The sequence below is a fragment of the Pseudomonas sp. UM16 genome (genome assembly GCF_050312595.1).
In the GTDB taxonomy this organism is placed as follows: Bacteria; Pseudomonadota; Gammaproteobacteria; order Pseudomonadales; family Pseudomonadaceae; genus Aquipseudomonas.
In genome coordinates this window covers 64,796-86,083 of the sequence record NZ_JBNPJT010000005.1, presented here as the reverse complement: position 1 = coordinate 86,083, position 21,288 = coordinate 64,796, and the positions used below count along the sequence as shown (strand labels likewise).

The following is a 21,288-nucleotide window of genomic DNA, read 5'->3' as shown; positions in this document are numbered from 1 at the left end:
AGGCCTTCTACGACCCGATAAAGCGCATTCATCAATTCATGGGCGTTGCCGATACATTAAGGCACAATGCCATTATTGATCTGCCGGGTCGGAGATTACCCTTGTTTCGTTTATCCGCTGTACGCCCGAGCCACTTCCTGCCGTCAGTTTGTCTGTTGGTGTCAGGGCTCGCGGCTGCCTATGTGAGAGACCTCAGCGTCTTCTTTACGTCACTGTTCAACGTTCTACCAACATTGGTGTTGCTGTTGGGTGGCGCCTATTGCGCGGTTTATCGCCGTCAGCGCGAGCTGTTCCTGATGCTTACGGTCTACATCGCTTATTTTCTGCTCGATACCCAGACCGACTTCTACCGTGACAACGGCCGCGTCCGCGAAGATGCGGCGGTAGTGTTTCATTTGGTGTGTCTGCTATTGCCGCTGATGTTTGCCCTGTACGGTGCCTGGCAGGAACGTACGCATCTATTCCAGGACATGGTGGCGCGATTCGCCGTATTGTTGGCTGTCGGCAGTGTCGCCCTTGGCCTGGAGCAGAGTTTTCCTCAGGTCTTGTTGGGTTGGTTGGCCGAAATTCGCTGGCCGTCGTTGCATGGTCAATGGATGAGCCTGATCCAGCTGGCCTATCCGGTGTTCTTTATTGCCTTTGTCGTGCTCGTGGTTCAGTACCTGCGTGAGCCCCGCCCTTTGCATGCCGCGCAGATTGTCGGGTTGATCGGCATTTTCTGGATGTTGCCAAAGACGTTCATTTTGCCTTTCACCCTCAACATCATGTGCAGTCAGGTAATGTTGATGATCGCGGCGGCGGTTTCTCACGAGGCTTATCAGATGGCCTTTCGTGATGAACTGACCGGCTTGCCCGGACGACGCGCACTCAATGAACGTATGCAACGCCTGGGGCGCAACTATGTGCTGGCGATGACCGACGTTGATCACTTCAAAAAATTCAACGACACCCACGGTCATGATGTCGGTGACCAGGTTCTGCGCCTGGTGGCCAGCAAACTGTCCAAGGTAACCGGTGGTGGTCGCGCCTATCGTTATGGCGGTGAGGAGTTCGCCCTGGTGTTTGCCGGCAAGAGCATCGAAGAGTGCATGCCGCACCTGGAGGCGGTACGCGAAGTGATCGCCAACTACAACATCCAGTTGCGCAATCAGGACAACCGGCCGCAGGACGATCAACAAGGTCGCCAGCGACGCGGAGCAGCGGCTGCAACCAGCGTGTCGGTGACCATCAGTATCGGCGTCAGCGAGCGTCTGATTGATCACCGCTCACCCGACGAAGTGCTCAAGTCGGCCGACCAGGCGCTCTACAGCGCCAAAGGTGCAGGGCGCAATTGCGTCGTGGCCTACGGTCATCAGGCCAAACGTGGGGCAGTGCGCATGGCGTGACTGTAATTGACTACGCGGTCGCCAGATGACCCTATGTCTCGCAAAAGTTGTTCGGTTACACTGCCTGCATAACAGTGAAGCGGTCCTGCGGGGCCGCCCCCCGACTCTAGTGTGAGAGGTTGCCATGGCTGACTATAAAGCGCCCCTGCGCGATATGCGCTTCGTCCTCAATGAAGTCTTCGAAGTCTCCAAGCTTTGGGCGCAATTGCCCGGCTTGGCAGACGCTGTCGATGAGGAGACCGCCCTCGCGGTGCTGGAGGAGGCCGGCAAGGTCACGGGCAAAAGCATCGCCCCACTGAGCCGCAGCGGCGACGAAGAAGGCTGCCATTGGGATAACGGTGCCGTGAGCACTCCGGCCGGTTTCATCGACGCCTACAAAACCTATGCCGAAGGTGGCTGGGTAGGTGTTGGCGGTGATCCGGCCTACGGCGGTATGGGTATGCCCAAGGTGATCTCGGCCCAAGTCGAGGAAATGGTCAACTCATCAAGCCTGGCGTTTGGCCTGTACCCGATGCTGACTGCCGGTGCTTGCTTGTCGATCAACGCCCACGCCAGCGAAGAGCTCAAGCAACAATACCTGCCGAATATGTATGCCGGTATCTGGGCCGGTTCCATGTGCCTGACCGAGCCACACGCCGGGACCGACCTGGGCATCATTCGCACCAAGGCCGAGCCGCAAGCAGACGGCAGCTATAAAGTCAGTGGCACCAAGATCTTCATCACCGGTGGTGAGCACGACCTGACCGAAAATATCATTCACCTGGTGCTGGCCAAACTGCCGGACGCACCCGCCGGGCCAAAGGGCATTTCCCTGTTCCTGGTGCCCAAGTTCATGGTCAACGCTGACGGCAGCCTCGGTGCACGCAACCCGGTCAACTGCGGTTCGATCGAGCACAAGATGGGTATTCAGGCTTCGGCCACCTGTGTGATGAACTTCGACGAAGCGCTGGGTTACCTGGTGGGCGAGCCGAACAAAGGCCTGGCGGCGATGTTCACCATGATGAACTACGAGCGTCTGGGTGTGGGTATCCAGGGGCTGGCTTCGGCGGAACGTTCCTACCAGAACGCCATCGAGTATGCCCGTGACCGTCTGCAGAGCCGTGCCCCAACCGGCGCGCAAGCCAAAGACAAGGTCGCCGACCCGATCATCGTGCATCCGGACGTGCGGCGCATGCTGCTGACCATGAAGGCATTGAACGAGGGGGGGCGCGCCTTCTCCACCTATGTCGCCATGCAACTGGACACCGCCAAGTACAGCGAAGATGCAAGCACACGCAAACGTGCTGAAGACCTCGTTGCATTGCTGACCCCGGTCTCCAAGGCGTTCCTCACTGACCTCGGTTTGGAGTCAGCTGTGCATGGTCAGCAGGTGTTCGGCGGCCATGGCTACATTCGAGAGTGGGGCCAGGAACAACTGGTGCGTGACGTGCGCATTACCCAGATCTACGAAGGCACCAACGGCATCCAGGCTCTGGATTTGATGGGGCGCAAGGTTGTCGGTAGCGGTGGGGTGCTATACAAGCTGTTTGCCGACGAGATCCGCCATTTCACTGCCACGGCCGACAGTGAATTGGCTGAGTTCGTTAAACCGCTCAACGCCGCCCTGGATAACCTCGACGACTTGACCGCCTGGGTGCTCGATCGGGCCAAAAATAATCCGAACGAAATTGGCGCGGCCTCGGTGGAGTACCTGCAGGTATTCGGCTACACCGCCTATGCCTACATGTGGGCACTGATGGCGCGCAGCGCGCTGGGCAAGCAGGGCGAAGATGATTTCTACGCCAGCAAGCTCGGCACCGCACGCTTCTATTTCGCCCGACTGCTGCCACGTATCCATTCACTCAGCGCTTCGGTGAAAGCCGGCAGTGAGTCGTTGTACCTGCTGGACGCAGCGCAGTTCTGACAATAGTGCGCCGTGTAAGCAATGTCTTACACGACGTGGTGACTTTTCGCCTCTATCGAAAGATTGGATCCACAGTTAATCTTCTCCCATGGACGTAGCGCAGGAAGCGCAAGTACAGAACAGGGACACGAAGGATTCCTGCCAGGGTGGCGGGGCGAAATGGATGTCAGGGAAACAGTCTGCAAAGCCCCGCTTCGGCGGGGTTTTCTTTTGCCCAACGAAAAGTTCAGGCAAGCATTAGCCCAGCACATCCAGCGGCGATACCCCCATCTGCCTGGGGTCGGCTTCCTCTTCCAGCAGCGTGCGCAGCAATTCGACCGATGCCTGCTGGCGCTGGGCATCGCGAAACACCAGGCCAATCTTCAGTGGAACCCGCGGCTCACTCAGCGGTTTCCAGAGCAGCTCTTGATCGTCCTCAACCACTTCCTTGGCCCGGCCCGGCAGTACAGTGGCCAGCGAGGTATGACCGAGGCTATCGAGAATCCCGCCCATGTTGTTCATTTCAGCCTGCACCTGTGGCCGACGGCCAAGGTTGGCCAGTTGGGTCTGCCAGATCTGGCGCACCTGGAACTCTTCGCCGAGCAGCAACATGGGCAGCTCTGCCGCTTGCTTGAGCGAGACCTTCTTGAATTCACGCAACGGGTGAGTGTTGGGGATTACGAGTTGCAGTTCATCTTCGTATAGCAACAAGCCATGCAGCCCCGGCTGGCGCGGTGGCAGGTAGCTGATGCCGATGTCCAGGCTGCCGTTGAGCAGGCGTCGCTCAATCTCCAGGCCTGACAGCTCGTAGATCTGGACCACCAGGTGCGGTTGGGCTTTGCGCACGCGGTCGAGTAATTGTGGGACCAGGCTTGGACGGACGGTTTGCAGAACGCCGATGGCCAAGGTGCGCAGTGACTGACCCTTGAAGTTGCGCAGGGCCTCGCGAGCCCGCTGCAAGCCGTCGAGCAGGGGCAGGGCATGGTTGTACAAGGTATGCGCGGCCAGAGTCGGTAGCAGGCGCTTGTTGCCCCGTTCGAACAGGCTGACATCCAGGCTGTGTTCGAGCTGACGAATCTGTTGTGACAGCGCCGGTTGTGACAATGACAGGCGCTCGGCAGCCCGGCCCACATGGCCTTCTTCGTAGACCGCGACGAAATAACGCAGTTGGCGAAAATCCATAAGAAATACTTATCAAAAATGCTCGAAAAACCAAATGGCCGTTAGCCCTCAAGAAGCCTAGTCTATCCCGTATTCACAAGGCTTGCAGGGCCATTAGGCGAGATGAAGACTGTGTATCTTGGTGTTGTTTACATAGGATTGGCAAAAGGGTTGAACACATGAACCTGTTCAGTTTTCGACGCCCTACGCCAATTGTGACCGAGCGCAAGCCCATGCCGATTGTCGCAGCAGCTCAAGAAGCATTGCCTCGCGATTGCCTGATGCCCGCCACTGAACGTGCGCCGCAGGTCTTCGTGCGTGGCCAGGGCTCCTGGCTATGGGACAGTGAAGGCCACGCCTACCTCGATTTCACTCAGGGTTGTGCGGTCAACAGCCTCGGTCATAGTCCTGGCGTGCTGGTCAAAGCGCTGGGAAGCCAGGCGCAGGCATTGATCAACCCAGGGGCAGGCTTTCATAACCGAGGCTTGCTGAAGTTGGTCAATCTCTTGTGTCAGAGCACTGGCAGCGACCAGGCCTATCTGCTCAACAGCGGTGCCGAGGCCTGCGAAGGCGCAATCAAGCTGGCGCGCAAGTGGGGGCAGCTGCATCGCAATGGCGCCTATCACATCATCACCGCCAGCCAGAGTTGCCATGGGCGCAGCCTAGGGGCGTTGTCGGCCTCCGATCCGTCGCCTTGCAACCGCTGTGAGCCGGGATTGCCGGGCTTCAGCAAAGTGCCGTTCAACGACTTGGAGGCGCTGCACGCCGCCGTCGATTCGCGCACGGTGGCGATCATGCTCGAACCTATCCAGGGTGAGGCTGGGGTGATTCCAGCCACTGCTGCCTACCTCAAGGGGGTTGAGCAGCTGTGCCGTGAGTTGGGCATTCTGTTGATTCTTGATGAAGTGCAGACCGGTGTTGGCCGTTGTGGTGCCCTGCTTGCCGAGCAGACCTACGGCGTGCGGGCCGACATCATCACCCTCGGTAAGGGCCTGGGCGGCGGCGTGCCATTGGCGGCCTTGCTGGCGCGTGGCAGTGCCTGTTGCGCCGAGGCCGGCGAACTGGAAGGTAGCCATCACGGCAATGCACTGATGAGCGCCGCCGGCCTGGCGGTGCTGGAAACCGTTCTGGAACCGGGCTTTTTCGAGCAGGTCGAGGATGCCGGTCGGCACCTGCGTGATGGTCTGAGCCGTCTGGCCGGCCGTTACGCCCAAAGTGAAGTGCGTGGCCAGGGCTTGCTGTGGGCATTGCAACTAAGCGAAGACAATGGCGCCGAACTGGTCAAGGCTGCCCTGCTGGAAGGCCTGCTGCTCAACGCCCCACAGGCTGACGTGTTGCGCTTCTCACCAGCGCTGAACGTGAGCAAAGGCAACATCGATGAAATGCTTCTGCGTCTGGCTCGAGCCTTTGCTCGGGTGCATTCGGCGCAACAGCACCAGCGGCGCGAAGCCACTGCCTGATTTTTCACCTTCGGTGAAGTAACCGAACCGTCTCGCGTTCCTGCGCATCGCCCCGGGCCTGTAGTTTTTTGGCTTGGGGCGTTTTTTTATCTGCTATGGCTGGGTTGAACCCTGACGCGGCGCTAGAGTCAGTTCTAGTACATCATTGAAGGGAGCTGCCCAATGGACTTTATCCGCATCATCATCGCCATTCTCCTGCCGCCACTGGGCGTATTCCTGCAGGTCGGCTTCGGCGGCGCCTTCTGGCTGAACATTCTGCTGACGTTGTTGGGGTACATTCCGGGGATCGTGCATGCGGTGTACATCATCGCTAAACGCTAACGGCAGGCTTGGCTTTCGTGGGGCTGGCACGGCCAGCTCCCACAGGTCAGCACAAGACTGATGTTTTTACCGAGACAGCAGCTATTTTTCGGCTAACACCTGCCGATAGAACCGCCACTCTTCCTCCAGTGCATGCGCCAAATTGGCTGCGGTACGAAAACCATGGCGTTCGCTCGGATAGAAGTACCCTTCAGCATGGATACCGTTGGCTTTGAGCGCTGCCAGCATCGAACGGGTCTGCTCTGGGACTACTACGGCATCCAGCTCGCCCTGAAAGAAGATCACTGGGACGTTGATGCCAGAGGCATGCAGCAATGGCGTACGTTGCTGATAGCGTGCGGCATCCAATTGCGGGTCACCGATCAGCCAGTCGAGGTAGTCGCCTTCGAACTTATGCGTGGCGCGCGCCAGCGCCAGGGGATCGCTGACGCCATAGAGGCTGGCGCCGGCGCGAAAAACATCGCGAAACGCCAAAGCGCATAGAGTGGTGTAGCCTCCGGCACTGCCACCACGGATAAACGCTTTGGCAGGATCAATCAGCTCGCGTTCGGCTAGGTGCTCGACCACGGCGCAGGCATCTTCGACATCGATTTCACCCCAACGCAAATGCAAGGCCTGGCGGTAACTGCGACCGTAACCACTGCTGCCGCGGTAATTGAGGTCCGCCACGGCGAAGCCACGTTGAGTCCAGTACTGGATGCGCGGATCGAGTGCCGGATAGCAGGCCGAGGTCGGGCCTCCGTGAACGAACACGATCAACGGTGGGCGCTTGGCGCCATTCATCGCCGGGTAAAAGAAGCCATGGGCGATACCGTCACCGCTGGGGTAGCGCAATGACTGTGGGCGGCTGATGCGTTCGGCAGGCAAAGGGGACGCGCCACCTGCCAAGACCTGGACGCGATGATCCACGCGGCTGATGGCAATCACCGCTGACGGGCTGGTGGGCGAGGCGGCGATGGCGTAGAGAAAATCCTGATCCAGATCCAGACAGCGGAAGCGGCTGAAGTCGGTTTCCACTTGTTGTTGCGAACCATCGGCATGACACAGGCCCAGGCGACTGAAACCGTCCTCGAACCAGGTTGCCAGGTAGTGATGTTCGCCCAGCGGCAGCCAGGTGCAAGCAGCAAGTTGCCAAGGCGCTGCGGCGTGATCGGCATTGCTGGCGGGCAAGGCACTCCAGCCCTGGGCGGTTTCGCCCCAGGGTTGCCAGAAACCGTTTTGATCGGACAGGCAATACAGCCGCCCACGACCATCGAAGCGTGGCTGTTGCAGTGATTGCGCCGGGCCTTGGTGACCGGCAATGCAACGTGGCAGCCCCCAGCGTCCATCGTTCATCCGCTCACGGCAAAGCAGGCGGGTGGCGGTCCAAGGCTGCTCGGGCCGGCTCCACTCAATCCACGCCAAGCGAGAGCCATCGGCACTTAGCGTTGGTGCTGCATAAAAGTCCGCACCTTCGGCCAGTATTTCGCGCAGTTCTGGAGCTATTGCTACCAGGCGATGTTCGACCAGATCTGCAGCATGGGTTTCTTCCACCGCCAGCACCTGTCCCGCAGCCCAGCGCAGATCGCCATAACGGCAATCACCCTGGGTCAGTGCCACAGGGTCACCACCTTCCAGGTCTTGGCTGTACAGCTGCTGGTCGGCTTCGTTGACGAACACCAGGCCTTCTTCGCTCAGACAAAAGCTGCCCCCGCCATACTCGTAGACTCGGCTACGCACGCTGAAACCATCGGGGGTAAGACAATGGGCCTGACCTTCACGCCAATGCCAGATTCGGCAGGCTCCATCACCTGGGCGGAATTCGTTCCAGAATAAACCTCGGGGGCCGACGCGTAATTCAGCAAAATCGGTGCCGGCGGCCACTGCCTGTTCGGCGCTGAAACGCTCAGTTGCGGGCGATGACACGGGAGTTTCGCTCATTGCGGAAGGTCAGCTCTTCAATGTTCAGGTGGGCGTACTCGGCTTCCTCGCGGGCCTTGAGGATGATGCCGTGCTCGGCTGATTTGGCACAGACCGGGTCGGCATTGCTGGCGTCGCCGGTGAGCATGAAAGCCTGGCAGCGGCAGCCGCCGAAGTCCTTTTCCTTTTCGGCGCAGGAGCGGCACGGCTCGGGCATCCAGTCATAGCCGCGAAAGCGGTTGAAGCCGAACGAGTCGTACCAGATGTGTTGCATGCTGTGCTCGCGCACGTTGGGAAACTGCACGGGCAACTGACGGGCGCCATGGCATGGCAGCGCGGTTCCATCTGGGGTAACAGTGAGAAACACGCTGCCCCAGCCGTTCATGCAGGCCTTGGGGCGCTCTTCGTAGTAGTCCGGGGTGACAAAAATCAGTTTGCACGGATTGCCGGCAGCCTTGAGTTTGTCGCGGTATTCATTGGTGATGCGTTCAGCCCGCTGCAGCTGCGCGCGGGTCGGCAACAAACCAACGCGGTTGAGATGGGCCCACCCATAGAACTGACAAGTGGCCAATTCTACGAAGTCAGCCTCCAGGGCGATGCACAGTTCGATGATGCGGTCGATCTTGTCGATGTTATGCCGGTGGGTGACAAAATTCAGCACCATCGGATAGCCGTGGGCCTTAACCGCGCGGGCCATTTCTAGTTTCTGCGCGAAAGCTTTTTTCGAACCGGCGAGCAGGTTGTTGACCTGCTCATCGCTGGCCTGAAAGCTGATCTGGATATGGTCCAGGCCGGCTTCTTTGAATGCGGCAATCTTCTGCTCAGTTAGGCCGATGCCGGAAGTGATCAGGTTGGTGTAGTAACCCAGGCGCCGACCTTCAGCGATCAACTCGACGAGGTCCTGGCGCACCAGTGGCTCGCCACCGGAAAAGCCCAACTGCGCTGCGCCCATTTCCCGCGCCTCGGCCATGACCTTGAACCATTGCGCGGTGCTCAGCTCCTGACCCTGGGCGGCAAAATCCAGTGGGTTGGAGCAGTACGGGCACTGCAACGGGCAACGGTAGGTCAGCTCGGCGAGCAGCCACAGCGGCAGGCCGACGTCGGGTTTTGCCGGCACCTCAGGCAAGGACGATCCAGTGTTCGGCACGGGCGACCTCCATGAACTGCTCAATGTCGTCACCGAGCTCAGGCACATCGGGAAATTGCTCGCCCAGCTCGGCAATGATCGCCGCCACATCACGCTGGCCGTCAATCAGCCCACCGATCAGCGCGGCACTCTCGTTGAGCTTGATCATGCCCTCGGGGTAGAGCAGGACATGAGCCTTTTGCGCAGGCTCGTACTGGAAGCGATAACCCGGACGCCATTTCGGGGTTTGTCCTCGATCAAAACTCATAGGGCGATTCCTTTGTGCCAGACCCGCTCGCTGGTGACACTGTGGTAAGGCGGACGGTTCAATTCGTAGGCCATGCTCATGGCATCGAGCATGCTCCAGAGAATGTCCAGCTTGAACTGCAGGATCTCCAGCATGCGCTGTTGGCCCTCTACTGTAGTGTAGTGCTGCAGGGTGATTGCCAAGCCGTGTTCGACATCCCGGCGAGCCTGCCCCAGGCGGGTACGGAAGTACTCGTAGCCGGCCGGGTCGATCCACGGGTAGTGCTGCGGCCAGCTGTCCAGGCGCGACTGGTGGATCTGCGGGGCGAACAGCTCGGTCAGCGAGCTGCTGGCTGCTTCCTGCCAGCTGGCACGGCGGGCGAAGTTCACATAGGCATCCACGGCAAAACGCACGCCAGGCAGCACCAGCTCCTGGGAACGCAGCTGATCAGGGTCTAGGCCCACTGCCTGACCCAAGCGCAACCAAGCCTCGATACCGCCGTCTTCGCCAGGCGCACCGTCATGGTCGAGCAGCCGTTGAATCCACTCGCGCCGAATCTCGCGGTCCGGGCAGTTGGCCAGGATCGCGGCATCCTTCATCGGTATGTTGACCTGGTAGTAGAAGCGGTTGGCAACCCAGCCCTGAATCTGTTCACGGTTGGCACGGCCTTCATACATCGCCACATGGTAGGGGTGATGGATGTGGTAGTAGGCACCCTTGGCGCGCAGGGCCTGTTCGAATTCGGTGGGGGACAGCGCTTTGGCGTCGCTCATGTCGGCTCCTGCTAGAGGCTGATGCTCATGCCGTCGAAGGCTACTTCAACGCCACGGCGGTCGAGTTCGGCGCGTTCGGCCGAGTCTTCATCGAGAATCGGGTTGGTGTTGTTGATGTGGATAAGTACCTTGCGTTGAGCAGGGAAACCTTCCAGCACTTCAAGCATGCCACCCGGGCCATTCTGCGCCAGGTGCCCCATTTCTCGCCCTGTGCGTGTGCCGACACCACGGCGTTGCATTTCATCATCCTCCCACAGGGTGCCGTCGACCAATAGACAATCGGCCTCGCGCATCATCTGCAGCAGCCTGTCGTCGACCTGGCCCAGGCCGGGGGCGTAGAAGAGTTTGCCGCCGGTGCGCAGGTCTTCGACCATCAGCCCGAGGTTGTCGCCCGGGTGCGGGTCGAAACGGTGTGGCGAGTAGGGTGGGGCAGCGCTGCGCAACGGGAACGGGGAGAAGCGCAGGTTCGGGCAGGCTTCAATGACAAAACTGCCTTCCAGCTCGATACGGTTCCACTGCAGGCCGCTGTTCCAGTGGCTCAACATGGTAAACAGCGGGAAGCCGGTAGTCAGGTCCTGGTGGACCATCTCGGTGCACCAGACCTGGTGCGGGCAGCCTTCACGCAGGCTGAGCAGACCCGTGGTGTGGTCGATCTGGCTGTCGAGCAAAACGATAGCATCGATGCCGCTGTCGCGCAGCGCCCGCGCCGGTTGCATGGGCGCGAAGCTCTGCAGTTGTGCGCGGATATCGGGCGAGGCGTTGCACAGCACCCAGTGGATACCGTCGTCGGACAGAGCAATCGACGACTGGGTCCGCGCTGAGGCGAGCAAACTACCGTCGCGAAAGCCTTTGCAGTTCACGCAGTTGCAGTTCCACTGCGGGAAGCCGCCACCGGCGGCGGAACCTAGAATCTGGATGTACATGGCCACTCCTGCCGCGTCTTGAAATAAAAACGCCCCGGCTGACCGAGGCGTTGTACCACAAGCAAACTCAGCGGCTTGCGAAATACATGGTCACTTCAAAGCCGATACGCAGGTCAGTGAATGCTGGTTTGGTCCACATAGGATTACTCCTTCCGGATGGGGCTTGGGTTAGACAGCTAGTCGTTAGTCCACCCCACGGCATGCGAGGTTCCATTAGCTGAGATTGCGCTATCTTACTAAAAAATACGAACCGAATGGTTAAATCTACGATAAACGCCGTTACAAACCAGGTAAGAATCACACCATTGTCCAACCAGCGCTTTGTGCGGCTGGGCCATTGGCCAGACACAGCCAACCGTGTTTGGCGAGGATGAGATCTTCGGCGCAACGGCGCAGTGTTACATCGTCTACCGCGAGAATCGCTGTTTGCAGATCATCCAGGCATGCCTGACTGCGCTGGCCTAGCTGTGCCTGCCACGCCCATTCGGCGACCTCATCATTGTTCATTGTCGCTTCGCTGAGCTGTTCGGCAAGTGCCCTTTGGCCCTCGGCATTACAGCTCAGAGTGGAGGGCAGGGGCGCGAGAAACTCATGGATATGCTCGAGGATCCGTTCGTGGCTGGCACTGGGCGATTGCACACCGAGGAGCAGGCCACTGCAGCCATGCAACTGACGAAAGGCGCTGAAGACCGCGTAGCCCAGTTGCAACTCAACCCGCAGACGCTGATAGAACGGCCCCTGGAGGTGCTGCGCGAGCAAACGGGCACACGCTTCGTCGGGTAGTGGACAGAACAGCAACAGCGCGTGTTCGTTGGCCAACGGCGGCAGCATTTGCCAGCGACGAACAGCTTCAATCCGCACCGGCCGATGCTCCCCTGGATGCCCAGGAACAGCGCGCAGGGCCCAATTCAACGCGTGCTGTGCTGCTTGGTTGAGACCTGTGGCCATGCCTTGCCAGCGGGCGTTTGTCCATAAAGCCTGCAGGTCGCTGTGGCTAAGGGGCCCCGCGTGCAAGGGGCGTGGACTTTCACCGATTAGCTGTTTAGGAAGCAGCCGCAGCAAGGCGCGAATCGGCATGGCCTCGGCTTCAGCCGTGGTGTTGGCGGTCCAGCTGGCCGCGCCCGGGTGAATCAGCAGCGCCAGTGCTTCATGGATCACATTGACCACTATGTCCGCTGCCCCCGCGCAACGTAGCTGCCAGAATTCGCCATGGGTGTCGAAGTTCAGCGCCACGCCAACCCCAGCCGCACGCTCACGCAGCGGCTGCAACGCCCGGTCAAGGACCTGCCAGAGTTGATCGCGCACGGCTGCTGTGAGCTGCCAGCGCAGATAGACGACAGCGTGTTCGCGTGCATGCGGCAGTAACGGGCTGAAATACAGGCCGGTGGCAACAGTGGTGTTGCTGTTGGCATGCTGGGGCACGTCGAGCAAAGATTCTGCAGCCGGCAAATGCCAGGGCTCAGAGTGCGCCAGCGAGGAGTGATCCAGCAGGCTATCGAGCAAACTGTCCAGGGCCTGCTCAGCGTCAGCGCTAAGGGCCTGATAAGGCCTAGCGGCACTGTCACGGCATGCCAGGTCCAGCGCTGTCGCGGCCTGTTCGCGGCAGGCTTGCAAGCGTGCATATTCCTGGTTAAGCACCTTGCGCTCGGCAGTATGGAAGAACCTCAACCAATCCTGCAGTAACGCTTGGGCCCGCTCGCTGACGGCGCCATCGTTGAGCTTCAGGCGCAGGTGCAACAGTGCCTGACCGGCAAAGCTGTACAGCGGCGAGAACTCCAGTGACTGCAACCAGCCGCGCTGACGAAGTGCTGCCAGCGGTCCACCCTCGCGCGCGTCGGTCAGCCAGGTGGCCAGGTAGTCGATGGCCTGTTCCAAAGCGGCAGGTTGCTGCTCGACGGCTAACAGCAGGTCCAACTGCTGGCCGTTCAGATGCGGCACGAGCTTGCCATCGGCCAGTGCGCTCGGTGTTACCTGCCAAATCCGATTACCTTTGGCAACGATGTTTGCCGCACGGTGGGCCAACACCTGAAGCGCCTCCAGGCTTTGCGGCCCACTCAAGCTGAGGTGCATTTGCCCGGCTTGGTAAAAGCGATGGTGAAAGCTCTGCAAGGCGGATTGAAAGTCACCACTGTGCACCGGAAGGCTGTAGCGGTTTCCAGCGTGGAAAGCACTCAGGCGATGGAGCTTGGAAACCCGTTGCAGCAGGGCGAACTGCGACTGAGCCTGAGGATTACGCGACCAGGCGATGAATTCGGCATGGATCACTTCGCGTTCACGCATTTGCCGTTGCTGATCAAAAATCGGCTGCGCGAGCATGTCGAGCAAGCGCTCAAGGCCGTCGGCGAACGCTGCTTGTGGAACCTCGAAGAAGTAATCGGTGGTGCGCTCACGAGTGCTAGCGTTGACCTGCCCACCATGGCGTTGCACAAAACGCATCAGGCCATCGTCAAGGGGAAAACGCGTATTGCCGAGAAACAGCAGGTGCTCGAAAAAGTGTGCGAGCCCCGGGTAGGCGTGTGGGGCGTCATGACTGCCGGCCATGACCCGTACGGCGGCCGCGCACCGCTTTAGCTGCGGGGCATGACGCAGGGTGACGTGCAGGCCATTGTCGAGGGTGAGGTGTTGCACAATGCTGGGCATGACGGTTCCATTGCAGCGCGAACCGTCATGCTAGCGGATTATTTGCGCTCACGCGGAGCGCCGTACAGTTCAGGACGCAGGTCATGCAGGTAAGGCGTGTTGGCGCGTCCTTCATGCACCCGTTGCAGTTCCAGGTCGGCTTGCAGCAGGAGACTGTCGCGCCCGGCCATGGCCAGGATGCTGCCGTCCGGGCCGACAATGCTGCTTTGCCCACAGTAGTGGATCTCGCTTTCGGCGCCGCAATAGTTGGCATAGGCCAGGTAGCATTGGTTCTCATAGGCGCGTGCGCGCACGGTCACCTGGGCGATGAAATCGTAGGGGACCATGTTTGCCGTCGGCACCAGAATCAGCTCGGCACCGGCCAGCGCCAAGCGCCGGGCATTTTCCGGAAACTCGATGTCGTAGCAGATCAGCATGCCCAGGCGCCAGCCGTTCAATTCCACGACCGGATAGTGGTCGGGGCCGGGACTGAACATCGCCCGATCAAGGCCGCCGAACAGGTGGGTCTTGCGGTAGTTGCACAGGCTGCTGCCGTGGGCGTCGATCAACTGCACGGCGTTGTACACCCGACCATCCTCGGACAGTTCCGGATAGCCGTAGGCAATGGCGATGCGATTGCTCTGGGCGATCTCTACCACTGCCATCGCCGAAGGCCCGTCTTCGGCCTCGGCCAGGCGCTCTACGGCTTCGCTGCCGATGTTGTAGCCGGTCAGGAACATTTCCGGGCAGACCAGCAAATCGGCGCCGCGGGCGGCTGCCAATTGCGCCTGCTGGTGCAGGCGCTCGAGGTTGCCGGGTACATCCAATGGCTGCGGAGCACCTTGATACAACGCGATGCGCATGACGTTACTCCCGTCAGTCGGCGAGGGCGATAGGTCCGAGTTCGTCGAACACATCGCCGGGGCCTGGGTTGTCCGGATGGGTCTGCCCACCGAAGTGAGTCATGATACCCCACACCGCATTGAGCGAGGTTTGCACGGCGCCTTCAACCCACGCTGGGGTCCACGACACGTCGTCGCCGGCGATGAAAATACCGCGTTGTTCGGCGGGCATATCCTGTTGCATGAAGTGCGCGTACATGCGCTGGTTGTAGCGGTAGTGGCCAGGCAGGGCGCCTTTGAACGCGCCAAGAAAATGCGGATCGGCTTCCCAGGACACAGTAATTGGATCACCGATGATGTGGCCGGCGATGTCGACTTTCGGGTAGATCTTTTTCAATGCATCAAGGGCCAGTTTCACCCGCTTTTCCACGGGATGGGGAAGCATCTTCAGGGCATCGCTCATCCACGAATAGGACAGGCAAATGACCCCCGGCTTGTCGTCGCCGTTGTCGAACAGGTAGGTGCCGCGGGTCAAGCGGTCGGTCAGGGTCATGCTCATCAGGTCGCGACCGGTTTGTGGATCCTTGTCCTTCCAGAACGGTCTATCGACCATCACAAAAGTTTTCGACGATTGCATGTAGCGGGTGCGGTCCAGGGCCATCCACATCTTCTGCGAGAACAGTGATTCTTCGCATTCGATCTGAGTGGTCAGCAGCCAGCTTTGGCAGGTGGTGAGTACCGCAGCGTAATGGCGCGTATCGCCCCAGTTGTCAGTCACGGCCAGGCGTCCGTCGGCGTTGCGGGCGATGCTCTTGACCCCTGGACGCGGCGCGCCACGGTGCAGCGAACTGAGGCTGGTACCCGCGGGCCAGTGGGCGCAACGCTCTGGGACATGGCGCCAGATACCCAGCGGAACCTGCTCTACGCCGCCCACTACCAAGTGTTGGTGATCGTCGCAGTTGGTCATCACCACGCGGAAGATTTCCAACATTGAATTGGGGAAATCCGAGTCCCAACCACCCGTGCCGAAACCGACCTGGCCGAACACTTCCCGGTGCAGGAAACTGAGTTTGGCAAAGGCCTTGGAGGTGGCGACAAAGTCGTAGAACGTGCGGTCATCCCACAGCGGCACCAAGGTGTTCCACAGCTCCTTCAGGCGTGCCACATCGCGATCGCGAATGGCCTGCTGAATATCGCCGAAGCGGGCGCCGTCTTCCAGGGCATCAGCCCAGGCATCGGCGACCTCTTGGAACAGTTTTGGCAGGTCGGCGAGTTTCTCGGCGTAATGGGTCTGGCCTTCCAGATCGATGACCGTGCTGCCTGATGCTGGGGTCAGCGGGTTGGGGAAGGGTTTGGTCTCCAGCCCCAGCTTGTCGACGTAGTGATAGAAGGCTGTGGAAGACACCGGGAAACGCATGCCACCCAGTTCTGCGATGATCCCATCGGTACCTTCGAAGGCCTGCGAGCGCAGGCGACCCCCCATCTTCGACGCTTCGTAGACTACCGGCTTGAGGCCGAGTTTCATCAACTCATAGGCTGCCACCAGGCCAGCGATACCGGCACCGACAATCGCCACTTCTTCGCCATGACGGTCGGCCGGGATGCTGCCCAGGCCGGCCGCGTGCTCAATCCAATCGTCAAAGGCGAAGGGAAAGTCCGGGCCGAAAATGGTGACAGGTTTTTTGCCGTCGGCGGGGTGACGATTGTTGTTATTCATGGGTGACCTTGCCAGGGCTGCGCAGGATGCGGAGCTTGAGTATAGGAAAATACTGGTGGTCAGTTTAGAGGGTGGTAGTTACGTAATTAAGATGCAGAGTGTCGTCTATTTGTGACGTTTATCGTCTATTTGTATTGAGTGTTCGTCGAAATGACTATACGCCTCTACAATTAGACGGGTTGGCCGCGATCTACCTTGCTGCTGAGGATAATTGACGTGGTGGTCTTCTCCACGCCATCGACACTGCCGATCTGGTCGAGCAATTGGTCCAGTTGTTCTGGCGAATCGCTGCGCAGCCAGGCGACATAGTCGAACTCACCGCTCACCGTACACAGCTGCTGCACCTGGCTCATGGCGCTGAGCCGCCGCACCACGTCTTTACCCGAGCGTGGCTGTACTTTGATCCCGACATAAGCCTGCAGGCCACCATCGATCAAGCGCTGGCCCAGACGTACGCCATAGCCGCTGATGACTTTAGTTTTTTCCAGACGGGCCAGGCGCGAGGTCACGGTGGTGCGGGCGATGCCCAGTTGCCGGGCAAGCATGGCGACGCTTTCGCGGGCGTTGATCTGCAGCAGCGAGATCAGCTGGCGGTCGATTTCGTCGAGGGCAACGGGGCGGCTGTCGGACATGGAATCTCTCAGGCGAAAGCCGCGCAGGGCGACGGGTGGAATGAGGACACTAGCCTAGCCACTGCGCGCGCTGGCGACCAAGCCTGGTTGAGTCAACCGGCGTGAATCAGTGCCTGTGCTTCATCAAGGGTTTTATAGGGGATGACCGTACGCGGGAGGCGCGAAGAGGGTGACAAGTTGTAGACCGCGAAGTCATCTCCTACCACCGACTCGGCCATCAGCTCGAAGGACGGCAGAATTCGCGAGTCGAAGTGCTGATCCAGTCCGCACGGTGACAGCTTGGAGTGCAGTTTTTCGTAAAATCTGCCTGCGTTCTGGTTGAGGTCCACACCGACCAGAAAGACCTTGTTGAAGCCGGCATGATAGGCGATCTGCAAGGCGACGTACGCCACGGTACGGGCGTCGAAAAAGCCGCGGTGCAGATTCTTGCTGAATCCCAGCGGTTTCTTGCGGCTGCCTGGAAACGGCCGGTTGCGAATCAGTTCGTGGTCTTTGCGCAGCAGATCGGAAAACGTCGCCTTGCGTGCCTTGCGCAGAAAGTACAACTCACCGCTGGCGGCAACATGGGCGCTGTTGTAGTGATCTTCCCAGAGCGCGACCCGTTCACTTCTGTGCATGGCCTGGGCAAACAGCTCGGGCTGTTGATTGGAGAAATCCCGGTCCGTGCAGACATAGAAGAACGGTTTGATCGTTGTATCGATGAACATCGAGATTGCGCCGTTCATCGTGATCATTGGAATGTCGGCAAACGTCTGGAACGGGAAGTCTTTTGCCGAGCTGCCCGAGGCGATAATGAACACTGAACCCGAGCCAGTATTGCGGCAGTCATCGAAGTGGCTGACGCTGAAGGGCACGTCTGGGATCAGCCGTGCTGTAGAGGCGTTCATTGTACAAATCCTTAACCGGGCGTCGGCGCTTGGCGATGATCTTGACTGAGTGAAACCCGTATATTTTATAAGTTTTCACATTAGGAAAACACATGTAGTTTTCAGCGCTGCGCCGCTGAGCCTACGCAATACCCTGTCCACGCCTTACCGAAGGAGAAAAGATGATCGAATGGATCGCCCTGGCGCTTTCACTGTGCTCGTTGCTCATCGTGGTTTTTTATGTGAAATGGGGTAACCCCAATGCACGAAACCGACGCCGGAAAGCGCGCTTGAAGCAGGTGCCTGAGTTTGATCGAGGGGCATATGTGTTCAAAAAGAAATACCCCCAGTATGCGTATGGTTCGGGGACCTATGGTCTGCCAACGGTCAAGGATTTCGGCGACGGCACCACCCTGAAATAGGCGCCTATAGCTCGATCGCTGGTGGTGTCCTGATTGTCTTGGGTGGGCATCACCGTACCGATTGGGTGACGACCTATCCTTTCCCGGCCAAACTCTCGGAGGCGGCTCATATCGGCAATTATGGCGGCTCGCGTGGGGATGTGATTATCGGCAACGATGTATGGCTTTGTTCCCAATGCACCATCCTCTCCGGGGTTACCGTGGGATCAGGTGCCGTGGTTGCTGCATCCGCGGTGGTTACCCGGGATGTGGCGCCTTACGCCATCGTTGCCGGCAATCCTGCGCGGGTGGTCGGCTGGCGATTTGATGAGCACGTTCGCGCCGAACTACTGGCTTCGCAATGGTGGGAATGGCCGAAAGAGGAAGTGACCCAAGTTGTTGGGTTGCTCTGCAATGACAACATAGAGGACTTTTTGGCATACGCCCGTCAGCGCAATGCAGTTCCTGTGACGGCGTGAAAAGCGCGCCATGCCGCCAGAAAGCCAAAAGCCGCGATGGACCCGATCTTAGCTGTAGGTTTTCCGGGGGGATTTGATTCCTGCCCATCTCCATATATAAATGGGGGTAAGGTGGTCCAAGGCAGGCATATATATGAACAGCAGCATTGGCTGGTTGATATACCTTTGCTTCAGGGTAACAGTGGTGGACCTATTTTTGATACGTCGATGGAAGTAATTGGCATCGCCAGTAGGGGGTCCAAGAAAAATAATTTCGAAAGTATTTTGCACGCATTCATTCCTATAGATACCGTGCTCAAAGCTATACGTAGGCCAGAGTTTTTGTATAGAAAGAGATATCTCGACCTAAAATTCAATAGAGCAAAAAATAAGGCGATATATACGCAATGCATTTTTGCTGAAGATTGTCTTTTCAAGGCGGTGCTCGAGCTGTATCGGCCCCTATCTAGATCTTGTTTTCCTCCTGTATTAAATAATTAGGCTTGTGGGGATCTCTGGCAGTATTAAGGGTTATTATGAAATTGACTATTCTTGCCGTGGCGGTCATTTCGACATTATGGCAGCTCAGCTTCACAAACGACTACTGGTGGCATGACGTTGCTCTTGCAGTGCTATCAATTTCCTGGATAGTGGCTGCTATATATTGCTATGATTTCGTGATGGCAGTATCAGGAAAAAGCACACCCTATATGGGCGAGTTTTACTCAGAGGTTAAAAGGGATGTGGTGTTTACGTTAATCGCTGCTACAGTATTATTCGTAGTTGTGTACTGCTCTCCTGTTTCCTACAGTCTTTCAAATATTGATATTGCTTTTTTTGGGCTGCCATTTTTATTAGGTAGCATTTGGGATGTGCAAAGTTTAACTAGGCTTCGTATTGCTCGGGCAAAGTTTTCGAGGCCTCTTGTCTGGTCTCTACTGATCGCTTTGATAATTGTTGGATCGACATATGTATACTTTTTGATTCTCATATATTCGAATTCTTTTTCAACAAGTAAATCATTATGGTTACAGATTGCTCTGCTGCTCACGACTTTTTGCATTTATATTGCTGCACATCAAATAGTTTTTATAATGCGAAAGCAAAAAATGGAAGTTTCCCCGGTACTGCTAAACTTATTTTCTAGCATTAAGCATAGCCCTGGAATTTACCAACATGCTAGTGAAGCTGCGAGGTTGTGGAATGCGGCCGTTTTTAAACAAAAGCAAGAGCTGCGCCAAAAAAATAAGAGAAAGAAGAAAAGGCGCTAGTCTGATTACGCTTACTCCCTTACGAACAGCCTCTGCCGGCCGCGAACCTTCTGGACGTGCAATCATCGCCTCTGCGACTGGCGAGGCTGACATAGGGTTAAGCCGTCTCTTGGTTCAAGGCCAGCGGCCACTGCTAATCTGCCCCCCAGTGATATCCAAGGTTCTTCATGATTAGGCGCGTTTGTAGTGCTTAGTCAGTCTCATGAAGCAGTGGCCGAGCTTTACCATGGGGCGACCTGTACTCTCTGAGTTCAAGCTAATGCCGAAAAAAGCCAAAATCCCAAGCGCACGGCAGCGATTTAGCCGGCCGCTTACATTTGGTTGACACAAGTCTCAGCTTGTATACGATGCAATTGAGCGCGAAACCAGTGGCCTTCAGCGGCAAGGACTGGCATAGGAACCCCGGCGATGGCTGAACATCGGCGTAGGGTGAGACCTCCACCCCCCTGCTTGAGGGTGTGTATATGAATATCAAGCTTCAATTTCGAGGGCTACTGTCACCAGTAGCCATTTTTTTGCCTTTAAGAAGCGTATAGCATTTTATGAAGATGCATGCGTAGGGTGCGGGGGTCTCCACTCAGCGCTAAATCTATGAGGCTTAAAATTGCTTTGCTGTCCATACCTAGACCCAGAAATGCACATCCTTACCCTGAGGATCGCTTCGCGTCACATACCCGAGGCAGGAGCCGTATGCGGTAGTTCCGCACGTACGGATCTGTGCGGGGGGGGGGGCGGCAGGTAACTGCCGTCCCTACCGCGCCCCGTGAACTATCAATCCTGATCAACAGGTAGGGCAGGTGAGGCCAAATACAAGGCTTGTCATGTAGTTTTGTTGATTGTTAGAGGGGAGCCTACAGAAAACGGAAAAAATCGTACAAAGGGTTTTATTGGTTGCCTAGATAGGCACACGTGCCTATTCACCTCTGGTGTTTGAGAACTAAAACTGTCGGATGGGAATTAAACCTGTCTCTTGTTGAAGATGCATTGAACAGAGGTGGCAAACTGATGCTGTCGAATGCTTTATCTGCGCTGAGTCCCTCGATGCGAGCACACGTGTGCTGAAGCGCATAGTCTGCAAAGTCGACCCGAATCACCCGCGACCCCGAATAGATCAAGCCACAAGGAAAGTCAGGGCTTTCCAGCCCCTCAAAAGCCGAGAGGCGGAAAGCGATTAAGTGCGGATTGCGTAGCGTCGCTCAGTGTTACCGCACACTCCATTGCGAGCTCAAGTAGGCCTCCAGCGATTCACTTCGCATCCTGGCCCTGTGTCAGTCGGGACGGAAATCAGCTCTATCAGTGAACCCC

The 21,288-nt window shown here is 58.0% G+C and carries 19 protein-coding genes; 7 read left to right on the top strand and 12 right to left on the bottom strand.

Annotation, left to right across the window (positions count from 1 at the left end):
• Nucleotides 1–101: 101 nt before the first annotated feature.
• Together ACQRAX_RS07320 and ACQRAX_RS07315 are read left to right on the top strand one after the other, a co-directional pair.
• On the top strand, nt 102–1,385 hold the full coding sequence (locus ACQRAX_RS07320) for a GGDEF domain-containing protein (RefSeq protein ID WP_412039028.1): 1,284 nt from the start codon (nt 102–104) through the stop codon (nt 1,383–1,385).
• A gap of 124 nt (nt 1,386–1,509) precedes the next feature.
• Nucleotides 1,510–3,288, top strand: coding sequence for an acyl-CoA dehydrogenase C-terminal domain-containing protein (locus ACQRAX_RS07315; RefSeq protein ID WP_412039029.1), 1,779 nt, complete (start codon nt 1,510–1,512; stop codon nt 3,286–3,288).
• Nucleotides 3,289–3,525: 237 nt separating this feature from the next.
• Here ACQRAX_RS07315 and ACQRAX_RS07310 read toward each other — a convergent pair whose 3' ends face one another.
• Nucleotides 3,526–4,449 carry a LysR family transcriptional regulator gene (locus ACQRAX_RS07310; protein WP_045180575.1) on the bottom strand — a complete coding sequence of 308 codons (924 nt, stop codon included), beginning with the start codon at nt 4,447–4,449 and terminating at the stop codon, nt 3,526–3,528.
• A gap of 158 nt (nt 4,450–4,607) precedes the next feature.
• Between ACQRAX_RS07310 and ACQRAX_RS07305 the strand changes: the two genes are divergently transcribed.
• Both ACQRAX_RS07305 and ACQRAX_RS07300 read left to right on the top strand, forming a co-directional pair.
• Nucleotides 4,608–5,888, top strand: a complete 1,281-nt coding sequence (locus ACQRAX_RS07305) for an aspartate aminotransferase family protein (RefSeq protein WP_412039030.1) — start codon at nt 4,608–4,610, stop codon at nt 5,886–5,888.
• Nucleotides 5,889–6,050: 162 nt separating this feature from the next.
• Nucleotides 6,051–6,209 carry a YqaE/Pmp3 family membrane protein gene (locus ACQRAX_RS07300; protein WP_003177654.1) on the top strand — a complete coding sequence of 53 codons (159 nt, stop codon included), beginning with the start codon at nt 6,051–6,053 and terminating at the stop codon, nt 6,207–6,209.
• Between the two features lie 81 nt (nt 6,210–6,290).
• Here ACQRAX_RS07300 and ACQRAX_RS07295 read toward each other — a convergent pair whose 3' ends face one another.
• The 11 genes from ACQRAX_RS07295 to ACQRAX_RS07245 form a co-directional block, all read right to left on the bottom strand.
• Nucleotides 6,291–8,129 carry a S9 family peptidase gene (locus ACQRAX_RS07295; protein WP_412039031.1) on the bottom strand — a complete coding sequence of 613 codons (1,839 nt, stop codon included), beginning with the start codon at nt 8,127–8,129 and terminating at the stop codon, nt 6,291–6,293.
• A complete protein-coding gene (pqqE, locus tag ACQRAX_RS07290) occupies nt 8,095–9,255 on the bottom strand; it encodes a pyrroloquinoline quinone biosynthesis protein PqqE (RefSeq protein WP_412039032.1) in 1,161 nt (386 codons plus the stop codon). Before pqqE ends, ACQRAX_RS07295 begins: the two co-directional genes overlap by 35 nt.
• On the bottom strand, nt 9,227–9,502 hold the full coding sequence (pqqD, locus tag ACQRAX_RS07285; protein WP_412039033.1) for a pyrroloquinoline quinone biosynthesis peptide chaperone PqqD: 276 nt from the start codon (nt 9,500–9,502) through the stop codon (nt 9,227–9,229). Before pqqD ends, pqqE begins: the two co-directional genes overlap by 29 nt.
• Entirely contained in the window at nt 9,499–10,254 is a 756-nt protein-coding gene (pqqC, locus tag ACQRAX_RS07280) for a pyrroloquinoline-quinone synthase PqqC (RefSeq protein ID WP_412039034.1), read from the bottom strand. The genes pqqD and pqqC overlap by 4 nt, the downstream gene beginning before the upstream one ends.
• Nucleotides 10,255–10,265: 11 nt before the next feature.
• Nucleotides 10,266–11,177: a pyrroloquinoline quinone biosynthesis protein PqqB gene (gene pqqB / locus ACQRAX_RS07275; RefSeq protein WP_412039035.1), complete on the bottom strand. Its 912-nt coding sequence runs from the start codon at nt 11,175–11,177 to the stop codon at nt 10,266–10,268.
• A gap of 67 nt (nt 11,178–11,244) precedes the next feature.
• On the bottom strand, nt 11,245–11,316 hold the full coding sequence (gene pqqA, locus ACQRAX_RS07270; RefSeq protein WP_010209364.1) for a pyrroloquinoline quinone precursor peptide PqqA: 72 nt from the start codon (nt 11,314–11,316) through the stop codon (nt 11,245–11,247).
• Nucleotides 11,317–11,474: 158 nt separating this feature from the next.
• Nucleotides 11,475–13,817 (bottom strand): pyrroloquinoline quinone biosynthesis protein PqqF, encoded by a 2,343-nt coding sequence (gene pqqF, locus ACQRAX_RS07265; protein WP_412039036.1) that lies wholly within the window; start codon nt 13,815–13,817, stop codon nt 11,475–11,477.
• Between the two features lie 38 nt (nt 13,818–13,855).
• Nucleotides 13,856–14,659: a carbon-nitrogen hydrolase family protein gene (locus ACQRAX_RS07260; protein ID WP_412039037.1), complete on the bottom strand. Its 804-nt coding sequence runs from the start codon at nt 14,657–14,659 to the stop codon at nt 13,856–13,858.
• 13 nt (nt 14,660–14,672) lie between these two features.
• Nucleotides 14,673–16,355 (bottom strand): flavin monoamine oxidase family protein, encoded by a 1,683-nt coding sequence (locus tag ACQRAX_RS07255; RefSeq protein WP_412039038.1) that lies wholly within the window; start codon nt 16,353–16,355, stop codon nt 14,673–14,675.
• Nucleotides 16,356–16,525: 170 nt separating this feature from the next.
• Nucleotides 16,526–16,987, bottom strand: coding sequence for an Lrp/AsnC family transcriptional regulator (locus ACQRAX_RS07250; protein WP_412039039.1), 462 nt, complete (start codon nt 16,985–16,987; stop codon nt 16,526–16,528).
• Nucleotides 16,988–17,079: 92 nt separating this feature from the next.
• Nucleotides 17,080–17,874, bottom strand: a complete 795-nt coding sequence (locus tag ACQRAX_RS07245; RefSeq protein ID WP_412039040.1) for a lipopolysaccharide biosynthesis protein — start codon at nt 17,872–17,874, stop codon at nt 17,080–17,082.
• A gap of 161 nt (nt 17,875–18,035) precedes the next feature.
• Between ACQRAX_RS07245 and ACQRAX_RS07240 the strand changes: the two genes are divergently transcribed.
• The 3 genes from ACQRAX_RS07240 to ACQRAX_RS07230 all read left to right on the top strand — a co-directional run bounded on the left by ACQRAX_RS07240 (nt 18,036) and on the right by ACQRAX_RS07230 (nt 19,983).
• Nucleotides 18,036–18,275: a hypothetical protein gene (locus ACQRAX_RS07240; RefSeq protein WP_412039041.1), complete on the top strand. Its 240-nt coding sequence runs from the start codon at nt 18,036–18,038 to the stop codon at nt 18,273–18,275.
• Nucleotides 18,276–18,340: 65 nt separating this feature from the next.
• Nucleotides 18,341–18,733 (top strand): hypothetical protein, encoded by a 393-nt coding sequence (locus tag ACQRAX_RS07235; protein ID WP_412039042.1) that lies wholly within the window; start codon nt 18,341–18,343, stop codon nt 18,731–18,733.
• 515 nt (nt 18,734–19,248) lie between these two features.
• The gene (locus ACQRAX_RS07230) at nt 19,249–19,983 is read left to right on the top strand and encodes a hypothetical protein (RefSeq protein WP_412039043.1); all 735 of its coding nucleotides are present in this window, start codon (nt 19,249–19,251) and stop codon (nt 19,981–19,983) included.
• Nucleotides 19,984–21,288: the final 1,305 nt, after the last annotated feature.

Excerpts from the sequence above, each read along its gene's own strand:
- ACQRAX_RS07315 (WP_412039029.1), top strand. The coding sequence starts at position 1,510 with ATGGCTGACTATAAAGCGCCCCTGCGCGATATGCGCTTCGTCCTCAAT.
- ACQRAX_RS07310 (WP_045180575.1), bottom strand. The coding sequence starts at position 4,449 with ATGGATTTTCGCCAACTGCGTTATTTCGTCGCGGTCTACGAAGAAGGC.
- ACQRAX_RS07305 (WP_412039030.1), top strand. The coding sequence starts at position 4,608 with ATGAACCTGTTCAGTTTTCGACGCCCTACGCCAATTGTGACCGAGCGC.
- ACQRAX_RS07300 (WP_003177654.1), top strand. The coding sequence starts at position 6,051 with ATGGACTTTATCCGCATCATCATCGCCATTCTCCTGCCGCCACTGGGC.
- ACQRAX_RS07295 (WP_412039031.1), bottom strand. The coding sequence starts at position 8,129 with ATGAGCGAAACTCCCGTGTCATCGCCCGCAACTGAGCGTTTCAGCGCC.
- pqqD (WP_412039033.1), bottom strand. The coding sequence starts at position 9,502 with ATGAGTTTTGATCGAGGACAAACCCCGAAATGGCGTCCGGGTTATCGC.
- pqqC (WP_412039034.1), bottom strand. The coding sequence starts at position 10,254 with ATGAGCGACGCCAAAGCGCTGTCCCCCACCGAATTCGAACAGGCCCTG.
- pqqB (WP_412039035.1), bottom strand. The coding sequence starts at position 11,177 with ATGTACATCCAGATTCTAGGTTCCGCCGCCGGTGGCGGCTTCCCGCAG.
- pqqF (WP_412039036.1), bottom strand. The coding sequence starts at position 13,817 with ATGCCCAGCATTGTGCAACACCTCACCCTCGACAATGGCCTGCACGTC.
- ACQRAX_RS07260 (WP_412039037.1), bottom strand. The coding sequence starts at position 14,659 with ATGCGCATCGCGTTGTATCAAGGTGCTCCGCAGCCATTGGATGTACCC.
- ACQRAX_RS07255 (WP_412039038.1), bottom strand. The coding sequence starts at position 16,355 with ATGAATAACAACAATCGTCACCCCGCCGACGGCAAAAAACCTGTCACC.
- ACQRAX_RS07250 (WP_412039039.1), bottom strand. The coding sequence starts at position 16,987 with ATGTCCGACAGCCGCCCCGTTGCCCTCGACGAAATCGACCGCCAGCTG.
- ACQRAX_RS07245 (WP_412039040.1), bottom strand. The coding sequence starts at position 17,874 with ATGAACGCCTCTACAGCACGGCTGATCCCAGACGTGCCCTTCAGCGTC.
- ACQRAX_RS07240 (WP_412039041.1), top strand. The coding sequence starts at position 18,036 with ATGATCGAATGGATCGCCCTGGCGCTTTCACTGTGCTCGTTGCTCATC.
- ACQRAX_RS07230 (WP_412039043.1), top strand. The coding sequence starts at position 19,249 with ATGAAATTGACTATTCTTGCCGTGGCGGTCATTTCGACATTATGGCAG.